General features: G+C 67.9%; 13 protein-coding genes. 7 read left to right on the top strand and 6 right to left on the bottom strand.

Going from position 1 to position 13233, the window contains the following annotated elements:
• Positions 1–20: 20 nt before the first annotated feature.
• The 4 genes from ACLNGM_RS19960 (at position 21) to ACLNGM_RS19945 (ending at position 4261) form a co-directional block, all read left to right on the top strand.
• The gene (locus ACLNGM_RS19960) at positions 21–740 is read left to right on the top strand and encodes a response regulator (protein ID WP_416356289.1); all 720 of its coding nucleotides are present in this window, start codon (positions 21–23) and stop codon (positions 738–740) included.
• A complete protein-coding gene (locus tag ACLNGM_RS19955) occupies positions 737–2149 on the top strand; it encodes an ATP-binding protein (RefSeq protein ID WP_416356288.1) in 1413 nt (470 codons plus the stop codon). The genes ACLNGM_RS19960 and ACLNGM_RS19955 overlap by 4 nt, the downstream gene beginning before the upstream one ends.
• A gap of 127 nt (positions 2150–2276) precedes the next feature.
• The gene (locus ACLNGM_RS19950; protein WP_416356287.1) at positions 2277–3023 is read left to right on the top strand and encodes a response regulator transcription factor; all 747 of its coding nucleotides are present in this window, start codon (positions 2277–2279) and stop codon (positions 3021–3023) included.
• A complete protein-coding gene (locus ACLNGM_RS19945; protein ID WP_416356286.1) occupies positions 3023–4261 on the top strand; it encodes an ATP-binding protein in 1239 nt (412 codons plus the stop codon). Before ACLNGM_RS19950 ends, ACLNGM_RS19945 begins: the two co-directional genes overlap by 1 nt.
• A 6-nt stretch (positions 4262–4267) precedes the next feature.
• Here ACLNGM_RS19945 and ACLNGM_RS19940 read toward each other — a convergent pair whose 3' ends face one another.
• The 3 genes from ACLNGM_RS19940 to ACLNGM_RS19930 all read right to left on the bottom strand — a co-directional run bounded on the left by ACLNGM_RS19940 (position 4268) and on the right by ACLNGM_RS19930 (position 6630).
• On the bottom strand, positions 4268–4843 hold the full coding sequence (locus ACLNGM_RS19940; RefSeq protein WP_416356285.1) for a hypothetical protein: 576 nt from the start codon (positions 4841–4843) through the stop codon (positions 4268–4270).
• A 3-nt stretch (positions 4844–4846) separates the two neighbouring features.
• The gene (locus ACLNGM_RS19935; RefSeq protein WP_416356284.1) at positions 4847–5086 is read right to left on the bottom strand and encodes a hypothetical protein; all 240 of its coding nucleotides are present in this window, start codon (positions 5084–5086) and stop codon (positions 4847–4849) included.
• A gap of 623 nt (positions 5087–5709) precedes the next feature.
• Positions 5710–6630: a LysR family transcriptional regulator gene (locus ACLNGM_RS19930; protein ID WP_416356283.1), complete on the bottom strand. Its 921-nt coding sequence runs from the start codon at positions 6628–6630 to the stop codon at positions 5710–5712.
• 102 nt (positions 6631–6732) lie between these two features.
• On the opposite strand from ACLNGM_RS19930, the gene ACLNGM_RS19925 reads away from it, so the two are divergent.
• Positions 6733–7590 (top strand): oxidoreductase, encoded by an 858-nt coding sequence (locus ACLNGM_RS19925; protein ID WP_090958974.1) that lies wholly within the window; start codon positions 6733–6735, stop codon positions 7588–7590.
• A 109-nt stretch (positions 7591–7699) separates the two neighbouring features.
• The gene (locus tag ACLNGM_RS19920) at positions 7700–8137 is read left to right on the top strand and encodes a DUF6196 family protein (protein WP_416356282.1); all 438 of its coding nucleotides are present in this window, start codon (positions 7700–7702) and stop codon (positions 8135–8137) included.
• A 78-nt stretch (positions 8138–8215) separates the two neighbouring features.
• Here the strand turns inward: ACLNGM_RS19920 and ACLNGM_RS19915 are convergent, their stop codons facing one another.
• Positions 8216–9178, bottom strand: coding sequence for a LysR family transcriptional regulator (locus ACLNGM_RS19915; protein ID WP_416356281.1), 963 nt, complete (start codon positions 9176–9178; stop codon positions 8216–8218).
• Between the two features lie 83 nt (positions 9179–9261).
• Between ACLNGM_RS19915 and ACLNGM_RS19910 the strand changes: the two genes are divergently transcribed.
• Complete coding sequence (locus ACLNGM_RS19910) at positions 9262–10143, top strand: oxidoreductase (RefSeq protein WP_416356280.1); 882 nt, start codon at positions 9262–9264, stop codon at positions 10141–10143.
• A gap of 172 nt (positions 10144–10315) precedes the next feature.
• Here the strand turns inward: ACLNGM_RS19910 and ACLNGM_RS19905 are convergent, their stop codons facing one another.
• Both ACLNGM_RS19905 and ACLNGM_RS19900 read right to left on the bottom strand, forming a co-directional pair.
• Entirely contained in the window at positions 10316–11914 is a 1599-nt protein-coding gene (locus ACLNGM_RS19905) for a DHA2 family efflux MFS transporter permease subunit (protein WP_416356279.1), read from the bottom strand.
• A gap of 5 nt (positions 11915–11919) precedes the next feature.
• Positions 11920–13176, bottom strand: a complete 1257-nt coding sequence (locus ACLNGM_RS19900) for an HlyD family secretion protein (protein ID WP_416356278.1) — start codon at positions 13174–13176, stop codon at positions 11920–11922.
• Positions 13177–13233: the final 57 nt, after the last annotated feature.

Genomic DNA, 13233 nt, shown 5'->3' with positions numbered 1-13233 from the left:
GCGAAGGAAGCCGAGCCGCCATGTCCGCCGTTCCCCACATCTGCGTGGTCGACGACCATCGCGAGATCCGGGATCTTGTCCGCAAGTACCTCGTCCAGCAGGGTTTCCGCGTCAGCGTGGCGGATGGCGGGCGCGCGCTCCGCCGCCTGCTCCTGATCGAGCGCTTCGACCTCATCGTCCTCGATATCATGATGCCGGACGAGGACGGGCTGACGGTGTGCCGCGAACTGCGCGCCACCAACAGCGTGCCGATCATCTTCCTCACGGCCGTCGCCGACGAGACCGACCGCATCGTCGGGCTGGAACTCGGCGCGGACGACTACCTGACGAAGCCGTTTTCCGCGCGCGAACTCCTGGCGCGCATCAAGGCCGTGCTCCGGCGCGTCAACGCCGTGCCGCCCCACCGCGAGCTGCCGTTGAACCAGCGGGTGCGCTTTGCCGACTGGCTGCTCGATCTCGGACGTCGCGAGCTGCAGGGGGCGGACGGGGTGACCGTGTCGCTTTCGACTGCCGAATTCCGCCTGCTCAAGGTCTTCGTGGAGCATCCCGGACTGGTGATGACGCGCGACCAGTTGCTCGACCTGACGACCGGCCGCGAAGGCGATGTCTTCGATCGCTCGATCGACAATCAGGTGAGCCGCCTGCGCAAGAAGGTGGAGGCGGACCCGAAGAACCCGTCTCTGATCCAGACGCATTGGGGCGGCGGCTATCGGCTGGCCGCCGAAGTGGTGCCCGCATGATGTCGTGGTGGCACAAGACGCTGTCGGGACAGCTCGTCGCCGCGCTTCTCGGCGCGCTGCTCCTGTCGCAGGCGGTGTCGTTCCTGTTCGTCTGGCAGGAGCGCAAGCAGGTGCTGGAGGCAGGCGACCGCGCCGAGTTCACCAACCGGACCCAGTCGCTGGCCCGCCTCGTCGCCTCGCTTCCGGCCGATGTGCGCGAGCGCATCGCACGCGCCAGCGCGACCGACGGCACCCGCTTCTGGATCGCGCCGGCCACGGAGCCCGGCTCCCCGGTCTGGCTCGGTGAGATGCGCGCCCAGTTCGCGACGCCCCTGGCCCGCCTCCTCGAGGCCTCCGAGGGCGTCGCCCTGGCCGAAGGCCGCGAGCCCGGCGAGGCCGCGTCCGCTCTCGCCTCCGCCGAGGTCGCGGGCGAGCAGTCGCCGCCCGCCAACTGGCCGGCCGACCTGCCGACCGGCGCACGCGCGCTCGCCTTCTCCGACGATCTCGGCGTCGGCTTCTCCGTACCGCTCGGTAACGGGACGACCTTCAATGCCGCCTACTACAACCACTTCACGGGTTCGATCCTCTCGACACCGTTCCCGATGACCTTCGCGCTGACGGCAGGGCTCGTCGCCCTTGTCGCGATCGTCGTGATCCGGCGCATCGCCGAGCCGCTCGCCCGCCTCACGCAAGCAGCCGAGACACTGGGGCGCGGCGAGGTACTGGAACCGCTTCCGGAAACGGGACCGGACGACATCCGCCACACGGCGGAGGCTTTCAACCGGATGCAGGAACGTCTCCACCGGTTCGTGCAGGACCGGACGCGGATGCTCGGTGCGATTGGCCATGACCTGCGAACGCCGCTGACGACGCTTCGCCTGCGGGCGGAGTTCGTCGAGGACGAAGAGCTGCAGGCGCGCATGTTCGCCACGATCGACGAGATGCGCGCGATGACCGAAGCGATCCTGGCCCTCGCCCGGCAGGAGAGCGAGACGGAGCCCACCCGAACGGTGGATCTCGGGACCCTCGTCGAAAGCCTCTGCGAAGACCTTGCCGAGGTCGGCAACGACGTACGGTTCGAGGAGGGGGGCCGCATCACCTGCCGCTGCCGGCCCGACAGCCTGCGCCGGGCCCTGCGCAACCTCATCGAGAACGCGGTGCGTTACGGCAGAGAGGCGAACGTCTCGCTGACTTCGGCGGCGGACGGCGTGGAGATCCGCGTTCGCGATCGGGGACCGGGCATTCCGGCCGATCGTCTGGAGGACGTCTTCGCGCCCTTCGTGCGCCTCGAGGAGTCCCGCAATACCGAGACGGGCGGCGTCGGCCTCGGCCTGTCGATCGCGCGGGCGATCGCGAGGCAGCATGGTGGCGACGTCCTGCTGCGCAGCGGCGGACAGGGGCTGGAAGCTGCGATCCGCCTGCCACGATGATGCGGTGAAGCCATCGTCGGATGTCCACAATCCGGTCTGATCCTGCGCGCATGGAAGTGACGTTTGCGGCATGGGCAGCATACTCTTCCGGCCGGGCCCGCCCTTCCAAGGCAATGCGGATGGTTGCATGAACATCCTTGTGGTCGATGACGACGCGGAAATTCGCGAGCTTCTAGGGCGCTATCTCGAAGGTCAGGGGTTCGACGTCCGGCTCGCGTCCGGCGCCTCCGAGTGCGAGCGCGTCGTGGGCGCCGGCGGGATCGATCTCGTCGTGCTCGACGTAATGATGCCCGACGGATCGGGCCTCGACGTCTGCCGTCGCCTGCGCAGCGACAGGCCGTCGCTACCCGTGATCCTGCTGACGGCCCTGAAGGAAGACGTCGACCGCATCATCGGCCTCGAGCTCGGTGCCGACGACTACCTCGGCAAGCCGTTCAACCCGCGCGAGCTCGTCGCCCGCATCCGGGCCGTCCTGCGGCGGCAGGGCCGGTTGGCCGGGGACGACGGCTCGGAGACTTCGCCCGCCGCCCAAGGCTCACCGGACGTGCGCTATCGCTTCGAGGGTTATGTCGCCGACCCCGTCTCGCGGTCCGTCCTCGATCCCGAGGGACGGGACGTCCCGCTGACCGGGTCGGAGTTCGACCTCCTGCGCATCTTCCTCGACCGCCCCGGTCGGCTCCTGTCGCGCGATATCGTCTCCGAACATCTCTACGGGCGTGCGTCGCCCGACCCGCTCGATCGCACGGTGGACGTCGCGATGAGCCGCCTTCGTCGCAAGTTCGGCGACAACGGCGTCTTCAAACTGTTCAAGACCGTGCGCAACGGCGGCTACCAGTTCTCCGCGCGCGTGGTCCGGGAGATGCGGGACCGCTGATGTCGCTGCGCACGCGCCTGATCGGTCTTCTCGTCGCGGCCATCGTCGCGGTCGTGGTCCTGGCGGCCGGCGTGACGGCCCTCGTCATCGACGGTCCCGACGACGGTATGCGCGCCCGGAGCATAGCGGAAGCCATGAGCGCCGTCGCCCGGCTCGTCGACGGCTCGCCGGAGCGGGCCCGGAGCGCAGGACTCCAGCTCTCGCCGCCGCCATCCTCTGCCTCGCGCGATGACGACACCACACGGGAGATTGCGGACGCCCTTCGCTCGATCGGGAGCGCGCTGCCCGTGGTTGCGGAAACGACGGGCGAGCGGACGCGGCAGGTGGCCTTTCTCGTCACCGACACGGAATGGGCGCGTATGACCCTGCCGAGCGGACCGCCGTCGCCGGTCCGGCCGCTCGCGAGCTACGGCCTTCTCGTAATCCTCGGCGCGATGGCGATCGCGGTGCCGATCGCCGCGCGCATCCTGCGGCCGGTTCGCCTGATGGAGCGCATCATCGCGAGCGTGCGCGCCGATGGCACGCTGGCATCGATCCCGGAGCGCGGGACGCCGGAAGAGCGGTCGATCGCCCGCTCGTTCAACGCCCTGTCGGCTCGATTGTCCGCCGCGTACGAAGGGCGGATGCGCTTCATCGCGGCGGCGGGCCACGACCTGCGCACGCCGATGACGCGGCTTCGCCTGCGAGCCGAGTTCCTGCCGGAGGCGGACCGCGCGGTCTGGCTGCGCGACCTCGCCGAACTCGACGCGATCGCCGACAGCGCCATCCGCCTCGTCCGGGAGGAGACGGACCCGTCCTCATTCGAGCGTGTCGGTTTGGACGCCATGCTCGAGGCGATCGCCGGGGAACTGGCGGATATCGGCTTGCAGGCGTCGGTGGCCGGTCCGATCGACGCCAGTGTCGAGGCGCAGCCGCTGGCCCTCAAGCGGGCCCTGCGCAACCTCGTGGAAAACGCCGCCCGGCACGGGGGCGGCGCGCGGGTCAACGTGGAAATGGAGGCGGAGGCCGTCGTGATCGTGATCGAGGACGACGGTCCGGGCATTCCCGCGCATCTGATGACGCGCGTCTTTGAGCCCTTCTTCAGCGTCGACCAAGCTCGGCAGAAGACGGCCGGTGGTGCGGGGCTGGGGCTTGCCATCGCCCGCGAGATCATCGAGCGGCAAGGGGGGCGGATCGCGCTCGCCAACCGGGCGCGTGGCGGTTTGCGGCAGGAAATCCAACTTCCGGCGATCGGTTGACCGACCTTACCGGCCGACGACGCTGCCGGCAGCGCCGACGAGGCGTCGGGCGATGGAGAGGCCGCCGCGCGCCGCCGTGGCGACGATGCCTTCGCTCGGAGCGGCCTCGAATGCCACTGCGTCTGGAGCGGACGACACCGTGACGTCGTCCAGCACCTCTGGTGCTACTGCCGGTGCAGGTGTCGTCATGGGTCGCCGGTTGGATGCCAGCAGGGGATCGCGGGACTCGCAGTCCGGCCGGCAGCGATCGAACAGCATGACGTCGCCGGGTCCCGCCTCCGATTTTCTGGAAGCGGGTTGTCGCGACAGGATCGTCGCCACCCGCGCCTCGCGCTCCTGCCAGACAGGGAAGCGTTCGGCCTTCACGTTGGCATGGGTCCGGTCCTGCACGAAAAGGGGCGCCGGCGTGGGCGTGGCGGCGGGCGCGTTGATGCCCGTCGGTTCTTGGATCGCGGCTGTCGGCGCCGACGGCCCGAACATTTCCGGGCCCAAGCGTACGGCGATCTGGAGGCCCGCCATGACCGTGCCGGAGACGAGGGCCTGAACGAGAAGGCGACGGAGGAAGCTGCCGACGACGCCCATCGCTCAGTTCGCCCGCATCGCCGCATCGATCAGGAGATCGCGGTTGTCGCGACCGGCACAGGCCTCGAGCGAGGGTTCCGGCACGGGGGGCGTGAGTGTGGCGTCGGCTTGGACCGTTGCCGCGTCCGGCGACCACTTCAGCTCCGGCGTGTAGTAGAGAGCGAGCGCGATGCCTGTACAGGCGAGGAAGCGGAAGGCGACTTCGCCCCGCGAGGGCAGCGGCCTTGTCTTCGTCTGGTTCATGTCCCTCGGGTTCCCGTTGTTCGAGCCAAGGGGTAGAGCCCGCCTGAGGCCGAAGGGCGTCAGCGACGTGACGAAATGTAACGAACGGTATCCGGGGTGTCCGCGCCACAGTCGCGGTCGGGACGAACGGGGGAAGCCGAGAGAGCGATGAGGGTAGCGCCGACGTCCAGGATGAATTCCGAACGGCGGTCCGTCGTGGCTTCGTTCACCACCACGGAGCGGTCCCCTTTTCCGATCCGGGCCCGGGGATGGAGGTGAAACGAAGCAAGGACCCAGCGCCGGCGGCCGAGCGCGGCGTTGAAGGTCCTCCTTTTTCACGGAGGAACTTCACTGCGACCTAGCGATACGCGCCGACGGCGGGCGTCGTGGAGTTGATCGCGATCACCGCGCCCCCTTTTCGGCGAAGTCGGACAGGGCGATCTCGCGCCCGCCCAGGCTGGGCAAGGAGAAGTCCGGCGCCTTCGTGCCGAGGGCAACGGAGTTGGATTCAGTCTTGGGCATGCGAGCCTCCACGCATCGGGATGCGGAGAGTTGAGCATTCAACGTCCCGAAGGCTCGTCGCAAACCGCATTCATCGCGTTACCACTTCGCGCGTCCGGCCGCCGGAAAGCATGTCGCCACGATCAGCCGGAAGGGGCGGACCCGTCCTGACGGCCCTGTCTCAATCGGTCGATGAAGGCACGCAGGATCGGCCGCATCTGTCGTCGGGACGGGTAGTAAAGGTGGAATCCCGGAAAGGGCGGGGTCCAGTCGGCAAGCAGCCGAACCAGGCGACCGGCCTCCACATGGGGGGCGACCTCATGGTCGAGGAGGTATCCGACCCCCAGGCCGTCGAGGGCGGCCGCAAGCATCAACTCGGGATCGTTGAAGATGAGTGGCCCCGGCACCTGCACATCGAGGGCCCGTCCGGCCTGTTCGAACTCCCAGGCATAGATCGTTCCCGCCCGGACCATGCGATAGTTGATGCAGCGGTGCGCCAGGAGGTCGTGCGGATGCCGCACGGGGGCACGCTTGGCCGTCAGGTAGGAAGGCGCCGCCACGACCGCCATTCGAAGGTCGGGACCGACCCGCAGCGCGACCATGTCCTGCTCCAGCTTCTCCCCGAGCCGAATGCCGGCATCGAGGCGATCGGCGACGATATCGCGGTAGGCATAGTCGACCAGGACCTCGACCACCGCCCGGGGGTGATCGGACAGGAAATCCGCGAGCATCGGCTGGATCACGGCCTCGTACGCCTGCCGGGTCGCGGTGATCCGTAGCGTTCCCGTCACTTGGTCGTGGTTGCGGTCGAGATCGTCCAGCACGGCGCTGATCGTCTCGAGCGCCGGTGCAAGCGTCGCCAGCAGGGCCTCGCCGGCTTCCGTCGGTGCGACGCTGCGGCTCGTGCGCTGGAGCAGACGATACCCCAAGGCCGTCTCCAGTCGGCGGATCGTATGGCTGAGGTTGGATTTCGAGGTGCCGAGCGCTGCGGCGGCGCGGGTGTAGCTCCCTTGACCGGCGACGGTCGCGAAGGCCGCGAGATCGTTGAGACTGTAAGCTGGCATCGTTCGATCTCGTTCAACGACCCTTGCGATCCGGACCGTCTAATCGAACGGCGTTCTGATCGCTAGTTCGTTGGCATCGAAACGAACGGATGGAGATCCATCATGTTGAATCCCGATGCGGTCTGGATGATCACCGGCGCATCCCGCGGCCTGGGCCGTGCCCTTGCGCGTGAGGTGCTCGCTGCCGGTTACAAGGTGGTGCTTGCGGCCCGGCGGCCAGCCGATGTGGCCGACATCGTGGCCGAAGCCGGCGACCGGGCAACGGCCGTCGCTCTCGACGTCGTCGACGGGCGGCAGGTCGCATCGGCGGTCGAGGAGGCGACGGCGCGTTTCGGACGGATCGATGTCCTCGTGAACAACGCGGGATACGGATATCTCGGCGCCATCGAGGAGGGAGCGGACGAGGACGTCCGCGCTCTCTTCGAGACCAACCTGTTCGGGGCGATCGACGTCATCAAGGCAGTCCTGCCCGGGATGCGGGCCCGCCGGAAGGGCCACATCGTCAACATCAGCTCGATCGGCGGGATCGTCACCTATCCAGGTGTGGGCTACTACCACATGGTCAAGTTCGGCGTGGAGGCCATGTCCGAGACGCTCGCCAAGGAGTTGTCGCCGCTTGGCATCGCGGTGACGGTCGTGGCGCCAGGCGCCTTCCGGACCGGCTTCCGCGGGCCCGACTCGATCAGACAGGCAGCCCGGGTCATCGACGATTATGCCGAGACCGCCGGTCGGGCCCGCGCCGGCACGCAGGCCGGACATGGCAAGCAGGTCGGCGACCCCGTGCGCGGCGCGCGAGCGATCATCCGGGCGGTCGAGGCGGAGCGGCCTCCGGTCCATCTCCTGATCGGCGGCGACGCGCTGGACCAGTTGCGCCAGAAGCTGGACGCGATGCGAGCGGAAACGGATGCCTGGGAGGAGGTGACGCGCAGCACCGACTTCATGGCCGAGCGGTCGTCCTGAAGGGGGCGCCTGTCCCTTGCGGCCTGATGCGTCGATGGGATCATCGTGCTCGGGCGAAACCGCGGCAACGGCCTGCAACGGGCCACTTGCGATACTGAAAGAAAACCGGATGGTCGATATTTCCGTCGAGACCGCAGAACAGATCGAGACTCGCCTTCGACGCGTGATCGCCGACGCGACGCTCGATATCGTGGACGGGCGTTGGTGCTTCCGCGAGTTCGCGCTCGCGGAGTTTCCAACGGCCGCATCGCCCGAGGCTCTTGCCTTGATCCGGGACGAGGACGGCTGGAGCCAGCTCGTCCCGGCGCACGATGCCGACCGCGAGACGTTCGGCCTGTTCAGCTTCCATTTCCCCGAGGGCCAGGACAACAGTGGCTTCGTCGGCTGGTTGGCGAGTCATCTCAAGGCACGCTTCGGCACCGGCGTCTTCGTCGTCTGCGGCCACAACGCAGCGCGCGGTGGGGTCTACGACTACTGGGGAGTTCCGTCGGTCCTTGCCGACGCGGTGTTCGAAGAGGTCCGGCGAATGAACAGGCCGGAAGCCTGACGAGGTCGACGAGGGTCGAGACAATAGACTTCGGAGCGTTCTGCCGTTCCCGGGTGACAGACGGATCTGACGGCCAGGTCATTTTCCCGTAGCAGGAGGCCGTCCTCGAATGTCTGCCGATGCCGGTGGCGCGGCGGACTGTTCGTGGACCACGTCCACGAACGCCCGGAGGGGCGCGGGCATGAAGCGGCTTGAGAAGTAGAGGCGAGGACCGTCGTAGCGCGGCCACCAGTCGCGGAGAAGGGGCACAAGCGCCCCGGACGCAAGATGCGGGTCGAGCCAGTTGCGGAACGAATAGAGGACGCCCTGGCCCGTCAGCGCATGGTGGATGAGGGCCTCGACGCCGGCCGTGCCGAGGATGATCCGCGTGGGCGGGTCGACGCGGATGGTCTCGTCGCCCCTCTCGAACTCCCATGCGTTCAACGCCGCTCCGGCGAAGCGGATGCGCAGGCAGGCGTGGTCGAGCAGGTCTCGCGGATGCTTCGGGACGGGATGCCGCGCGAGGTAGGAGGGGGCAGCCGCAAGGCCGCTTTCCTGTTGCCGGGGCCCGATCGGTACGGCGATCATATCCTGTTCGAGGTGTTCCCCGTAGCGGATGCCGGCATCGCAGCCGGCGGCCGTGATGTCGACCAATCGGTCCTCCACCACGATTTCCACTTGAACTTCCGGATGGCGCTCCAGGAACCGGTCGATCAGCGGAGGCAGGATATCCCGCATCACGGCGCCCGGAACGTTGAGTCTCAGCCGGCCGCGCACGGCATCCTTCGAACTGGCGACGTCCCGCATGGCCGCAAGGGTCTCGCCGAAGAGCGGCGCCAGCCGCGCCGCGAAGGCCGAGCCCGCCTCGGTCGGCACCACGCTGCGCGTGGTTCGCGTCAGGAGCGGGACGCCGACCTGGGCCTCGAGCCGCGAAATGGTCTCGCTGACCGTGGACGGCGACAGGCCAAGGCGTCGTGCCGCGACGCGGAAGCCCGCAGCCTCGACGACGGCGAGAAACACATGGAGATCGTCGAAGGAGGCGGAGCGTTCACTGATCGGCATGGCGAACAGGCTATTCGCCCGGACGTCGATTATCAAACCCTCGCCGAACAGGCACCTTGCGCTCATCAGCAAGGAGACCTGTCATGTCCGATGCCACGACCCGACCGAATGCAGCAGCCGCCGGCCGCTTCACCTTTCCCGGCACGTCGATCTCGGTGAACCGCATGGGCTACGGCGCCATGCAGCTTGCCGGACCGCATGTCTTCGGTGAGCCGCGCGATCCCGAAGAAGCGAGGGCCGTCCTTCAGGAAGCGCGCCGGCTCGGCATCGACCACATCGATACCAGCGACTTCTACGGGCCGCACGTCACCAACCGCCTCATCCGCGAAGCGCTGCATCCCTACGACGCCGATCTGGCGATCGTCACCAAGGTCGGCGCCTATCGTGACGAGACGGGCGGGTGGATCCTCCAGCGTGACGCCGACTTCCTTCGGCGCTCGGTCGAGGACAACCTGCGCAACCTCGGTCTGGACCGGATGGCGGTCGTCAATCTGCGCATGGGCGCCCCCGGAGACGACGTGGCCGCTCCGATGGAGGCCATGCGTCGGATGCAGGAGGAGGGGTTGCTGGAGCATATCGGCATCAGCACGGTGGACGAGCGGCAGCTTGCCATCGCCCGCGAGATCGCGCCGATCGTCTGCGTGCAGAACCAATACAACCTCGTCCACCGCACCGACGATGCGATGATCGACGCACTGGCCGCGGACGGGATCGCCTATGTCCCCTACTTCCCGCTCGGCGGTTTCACGCCGCTTCAGACGGATCGTCTGACGGCGGTCGCCGCCTCGATCGGCGAGACATCCCAGGCGGTCGCCCTGGCCTGGCTTCTCCAGCGCAGCCCCAACATTCTCGTCATCCCCGGCACATCGCGCCGTGCCCATCTCCATGCAAATGTCGCGGCGGCATCGTTGCAGCTGTCGGCGGAACACGTCCGCCAGCTGGACGGGCTTCTCGACGCGGGTTGAGGGCGTAAGGAGGGGCCTCGCTTTCAGAGCACAGCCTTGGCTTCGCCCCTCGAAGGCCGCTTCCACGGGTGCCCTGGGAATGGCCAGGAACTGGCGAAAAGCCGGAAGCACGATCCGGTCCAGCCGCCGCGGAACGCGTCAAGATCGGGCCGTAGGCGGAGTGTTCCCCGGCTCAGTGCGCGCCTGCGGGCGCGCCTCCGCCTCCCTTCACGTTGCGCAGGATCAGGGCCAGCGGCACGGCGCAGAGGGAGATCAGCATCAGGACGTGGAAGACGTCGATATAGGCGAGATAGCCGACCTGGTGCTGCAGCGTCTGCCCGATCAGCGCGATGGCGCCCTGTTCGGCCTCCGAGGCCGACAGGCCGCGCGCGCGAAGCATCGCGACCGTCGCCTCCATCGTCTGGTGATAGGCGGGGCTCGATGGCGTGATGTGCTCGACGAGGCGGCTCTGGTGGAACTGCTCGCGGAAGGCCAGCGTGTTCTGCGCGATCGACACGCCGATCGAGCCGCCCACGTTGCGCGCGACGTTGATGAGGGCCGAGGCCTGATCGGTCTTGTTCTTCGGGATGCCGTCGTAGGAGGCCGTGGTGATGGGGATGAAGATCAGCGGTAGGCCGAGGCCGACGAAGATGCGCGACCAGACGAAGTAGCCGAAATTGACGTCCGGCGAGAGCCGCGTGAGGTCCCACATCGCCGCGGCCACGATCGCGGCTCCGAGCGCGATCAAATATTTCGGCTGCACGACCGCGGTCACCCGGCCGACCACGAACATCATGGTCATGGTGACGATGCCGCCCGGCGACAGGGCAAGGCCAGCCCAGGTCGCCGTGTAGCCGTAGAAGCTCTGCAGGAGTTCGGGCACGAACTGGGTCGTCGCGATCAGGATCGCGCCGGTCGCCATCATCACGAGGAAGCACGAGCCGAACTGCCGGCTGGCGATCATGCGCAGATCCACCACCGGGTTCTCGTGGCGGAGCTCCCAGGGGATCATGAACAGGAAGGCGAGGACGCAGACGGTCGCCGAGATGATGATGAAGTTCGAGCCGAACCAGTCTTCCGTCTGGCCGCGGTCGAGCACCAGTTCCAAAGCGCCGAGGAAGGTCGCGACGGCGAGGAAGCCGACGAGGTCGAAGCGGATGCCCTTTTTCCGGATCGCCTCGCGCTCCTGCCGCGCCTCGTCTGACTCGGTGACGAGGAACCAGACCAGCGCGAAGGCGAGGACGCCGACCGGACCGTTGATCAGGAAGCACCAATGCCAGGAGACGTTGTCCGAAAGCCAGCCGCCGAGCGTCGGCCCGACGACAGGTGCGACGACGACGGCGACGCCGAACAGCGCGAAGGCCTGCCCGCGATTCTCCGGCGGAAAGGAGTCCGCGAGGATCGACTGCGAGATCGGCACCATGCCGCCGCCGGCAAACCCTTGCAGGATGCGGAAGAACAGGAGGGACTCGATGTTCCAGGCGAGACCGCACAGGACCGAGGAGATCGTGAAGACGGCAAGGCAGGCGAGATAGAACCGTTTGCGCCCGTAGCGCTTGGCGATGAACGAGGAGGCCGTCAGCGTGATGGCGTTGGAGACGAGATAGGTCGTCACCACCCACGAGGCCTCGTCCGAGGAGACGCCGAGGCCGCCTGAGATGTAGCGCAGCGCCACGTTGGCGATCGTGGTGTCCAGCACCTCCATGAAGGTCGCGATCGATACGACGATCGCGATCACCCATGGATTGCCGGCACCCGCCGTCTTGGCGGGGGCGGCGGTCGCGGCGGGCATGGGGCTCAGTCCTTCGTCGGGTGCACGGTGACGGTCGGCACGACCGACATGCCCGGGCCGATCGAGACGTCCTGCGGCCAGCCGTCGGCCATGATCTTCACCGGCACGCGCTGCACGACCTTCACGTAGTTGCCGGTCGCGTTCTCGGCCGGCAGCAGCGAGAAGGCGGTGCCCGAGCCGGGCTGGATGGAATCGACATGGCCGCTGATCTTGTGGTCCGGATAGGCGTCGATCCGGATGTCGACGGGCTGACCCGGCCGCATGTCGGTGATCTGCGTTTCCTTGAAGTTGGCGGTCACCCAGATGTCGTCGGGCACGAACATGGCGACGCTCTGCCCGGTCTGGACATACTGGCCGACCGCACCGGTGAGCTTGACGACGCGGCCCGGCTGGGCGGCGGTGACGGTGACGTAGGACAGGTTGAGGCGGGCCTGGGCGGCCTGGGCGTTGGCCTCGCGCAGGTCGGCGACCGAGGTGGCGCGCTGCGCCTGAAGCGAGCCGACCTGCTTTTCCGCGGCGGTGACCGCCGCGCGCGAGCGGTTCAGCTCGGCCTGGGCCTGACGCAAATTCGAGGTCTGCTGCTGCGCGTTCTGCACCGTGCCGGCGCCGGAGCGGACGAGCTGCTGCGCGCGAGCGGCCTCTTCCTGCGCGAACTGGACGCTCGCCTCGTTCTGCGCGACGGCGGCCTGCGCCTCGACGACCTGGGCCTGCTGGGCTGCGATCTGCGCGTCCGCGCCGCTGATCGCGGCCTGCGCGGCCGCGATGCGGGCGTCGGCCTCGTCGACGGCGGCCTGATAGTCGCGCGGATCGATGCGCAGGATGACAGCGCCCGCCTCGACATGCTGGTTGTCGGATACCGGCACCTCCGCGACATAGCCTGCGACCTGCGGCGAAATCGCGAACTGACGGGAATCGATGAAGGCGTCGTCGGTGGATTCGTACGGGTAGATCGCCGTCTGCCAATAGACGTAGCCGCCGACCGCTGCCGCGACGATCGCCACAAGCACGAGAAGGACGATGAAGGGATGGCGGCGCAGGATCGAGGGGCGCTTGGTCGTCTCGCCGACCTTCTCTTCGCCCTCTGCGTCCGCGCGCTCCTTCTCGGATTGTTCGTCCGATGGCTTGGACTTGGCCTCGCGCTTGTCAGGCTCGCGGCTTTCCGTCGGGTGCTGCTCGCGCTCGCCCGCACGCCCGTCCGGATTGATCGCGATGGAGCCGTCGGCATCGCCTTTGGCCCATGGAAGGCGGGATTCATCAAGCATGGCGCGGAATCCGGACTGCACGGTCAGTGCACAACGTGTCCCGATCAAACGAAGCGC

It is taken from the genome of Aureimonas phyllosphaerae (assembly GCF_047943035.1).
In the GTDB taxonomy this organism is placed as follows: Bacteria; Pseudomonadota; Alphaproteobacteria; order Rhizobiales; family Rhizobiaceae; genus Aureimonas; species Aureimonas phyllosphaerae.
The sequence above is the reverse complement of the archived record's forward strand: the minus strand, read 5'-3'. Positions and strand labels throughout refer to the sequence as shown.

What these genes read in the sequence shown, in the direction of transcription:
- ACLNGM_RS19960 (WP_416356289.1), top strand. Translation starts at nt 21, where the DNA reads ATGTCCGCCGTTCCCCACATCTGCGTGGTCGACGACCATCGCGAGATC.
- ACLNGM_RS19955 (WP_416356288.1), top strand. Translation starts at nt 737, where the DNA reads ATGATGTCGTGGTGGCACAAGACGCTGTCGGGACAGCTCGTCGCCGCG.
- ACLNGM_RS19950 (WP_416356287.1), top strand. Translation starts at nt 2,277, where the DNA reads ATGAACATCCTTGTGGTCGATGACGACGCGGAAATTCGCGAGCTTCTA.
- ACLNGM_RS19945 (WP_416356286.1), top strand. Translation starts at nt 3,023, where the DNA reads ATGTCGCTGCGCACGCGCCTGATCGGTCTTCTCGTCGCGGCCATCGTC.
- ACLNGM_RS19940 (WP_416356285.1), bottom strand. Translation starts at nt 4,843, where the DNA reads ATGGGCGTCGTCGGCAGCTTCCTCCGTCGCCTTCTCGTTCAGGCCCTC.
- ACLNGM_RS19935 (WP_416356284.1), bottom strand. Translation starts at nt 5,086, where the DNA reads ATGAACCAGACGAAGACAAGGCCGCTGCCCTCGCGGGGCGAAGTCGCC.
- ACLNGM_RS19930 (WP_416356283.1), bottom strand. Translation starts at nt 6,630, where the DNA reads ATGCCAGCTTACAGTCTCAACGATCTCGCGGCCTTCGCGACCGTCGCC.
- ACLNGM_RS19925 (WP_090958974.1), top strand. Translation starts at nt 6,733, where the DNA reads ATGTTGAATCCCGATGCGGTCTGGATGATCACCGGCGCATCCCGCGGC.
- ACLNGM_RS19920 (WP_416356282.1), top strand. Translation starts at nt 7,700, where the DNA reads ATGGTCGATATTTCCGTCGAGACCGCAGAACAGATCGAGACTCGCCTT.
- ACLNGM_RS19915 (WP_416356281.1), bottom strand. Translation starts at nt 9,178, where the DNA reads ATGCCGATCAGTGAACGCTCCGCCTCCTTCGACGATCTCCATGTGTTT.
- ACLNGM_RS19910 (WP_416356280.1), top strand. Translation starts at nt 9,262, where the DNA reads ATGTCCGATGCCACGACCCGACCGAATGCAGCAGCCGCCGGCCGCTTC.
- ACLNGM_RS19905 (WP_416356279.1), bottom strand. Translation starts at nt 11,914, where the DNA reads ATGCCCGCCGCGACCGCCGCCCCCGCCAAGACGGCGGGTGCCGGCAAT.
- ACLNGM_RS19900 (WP_416356278.1), bottom strand. Translation starts at nt 13,176, where the DNA reads ATGCTTGATGAATCCCGCCTTCCATGGGCCAAAGGCGATGCCGACGGC.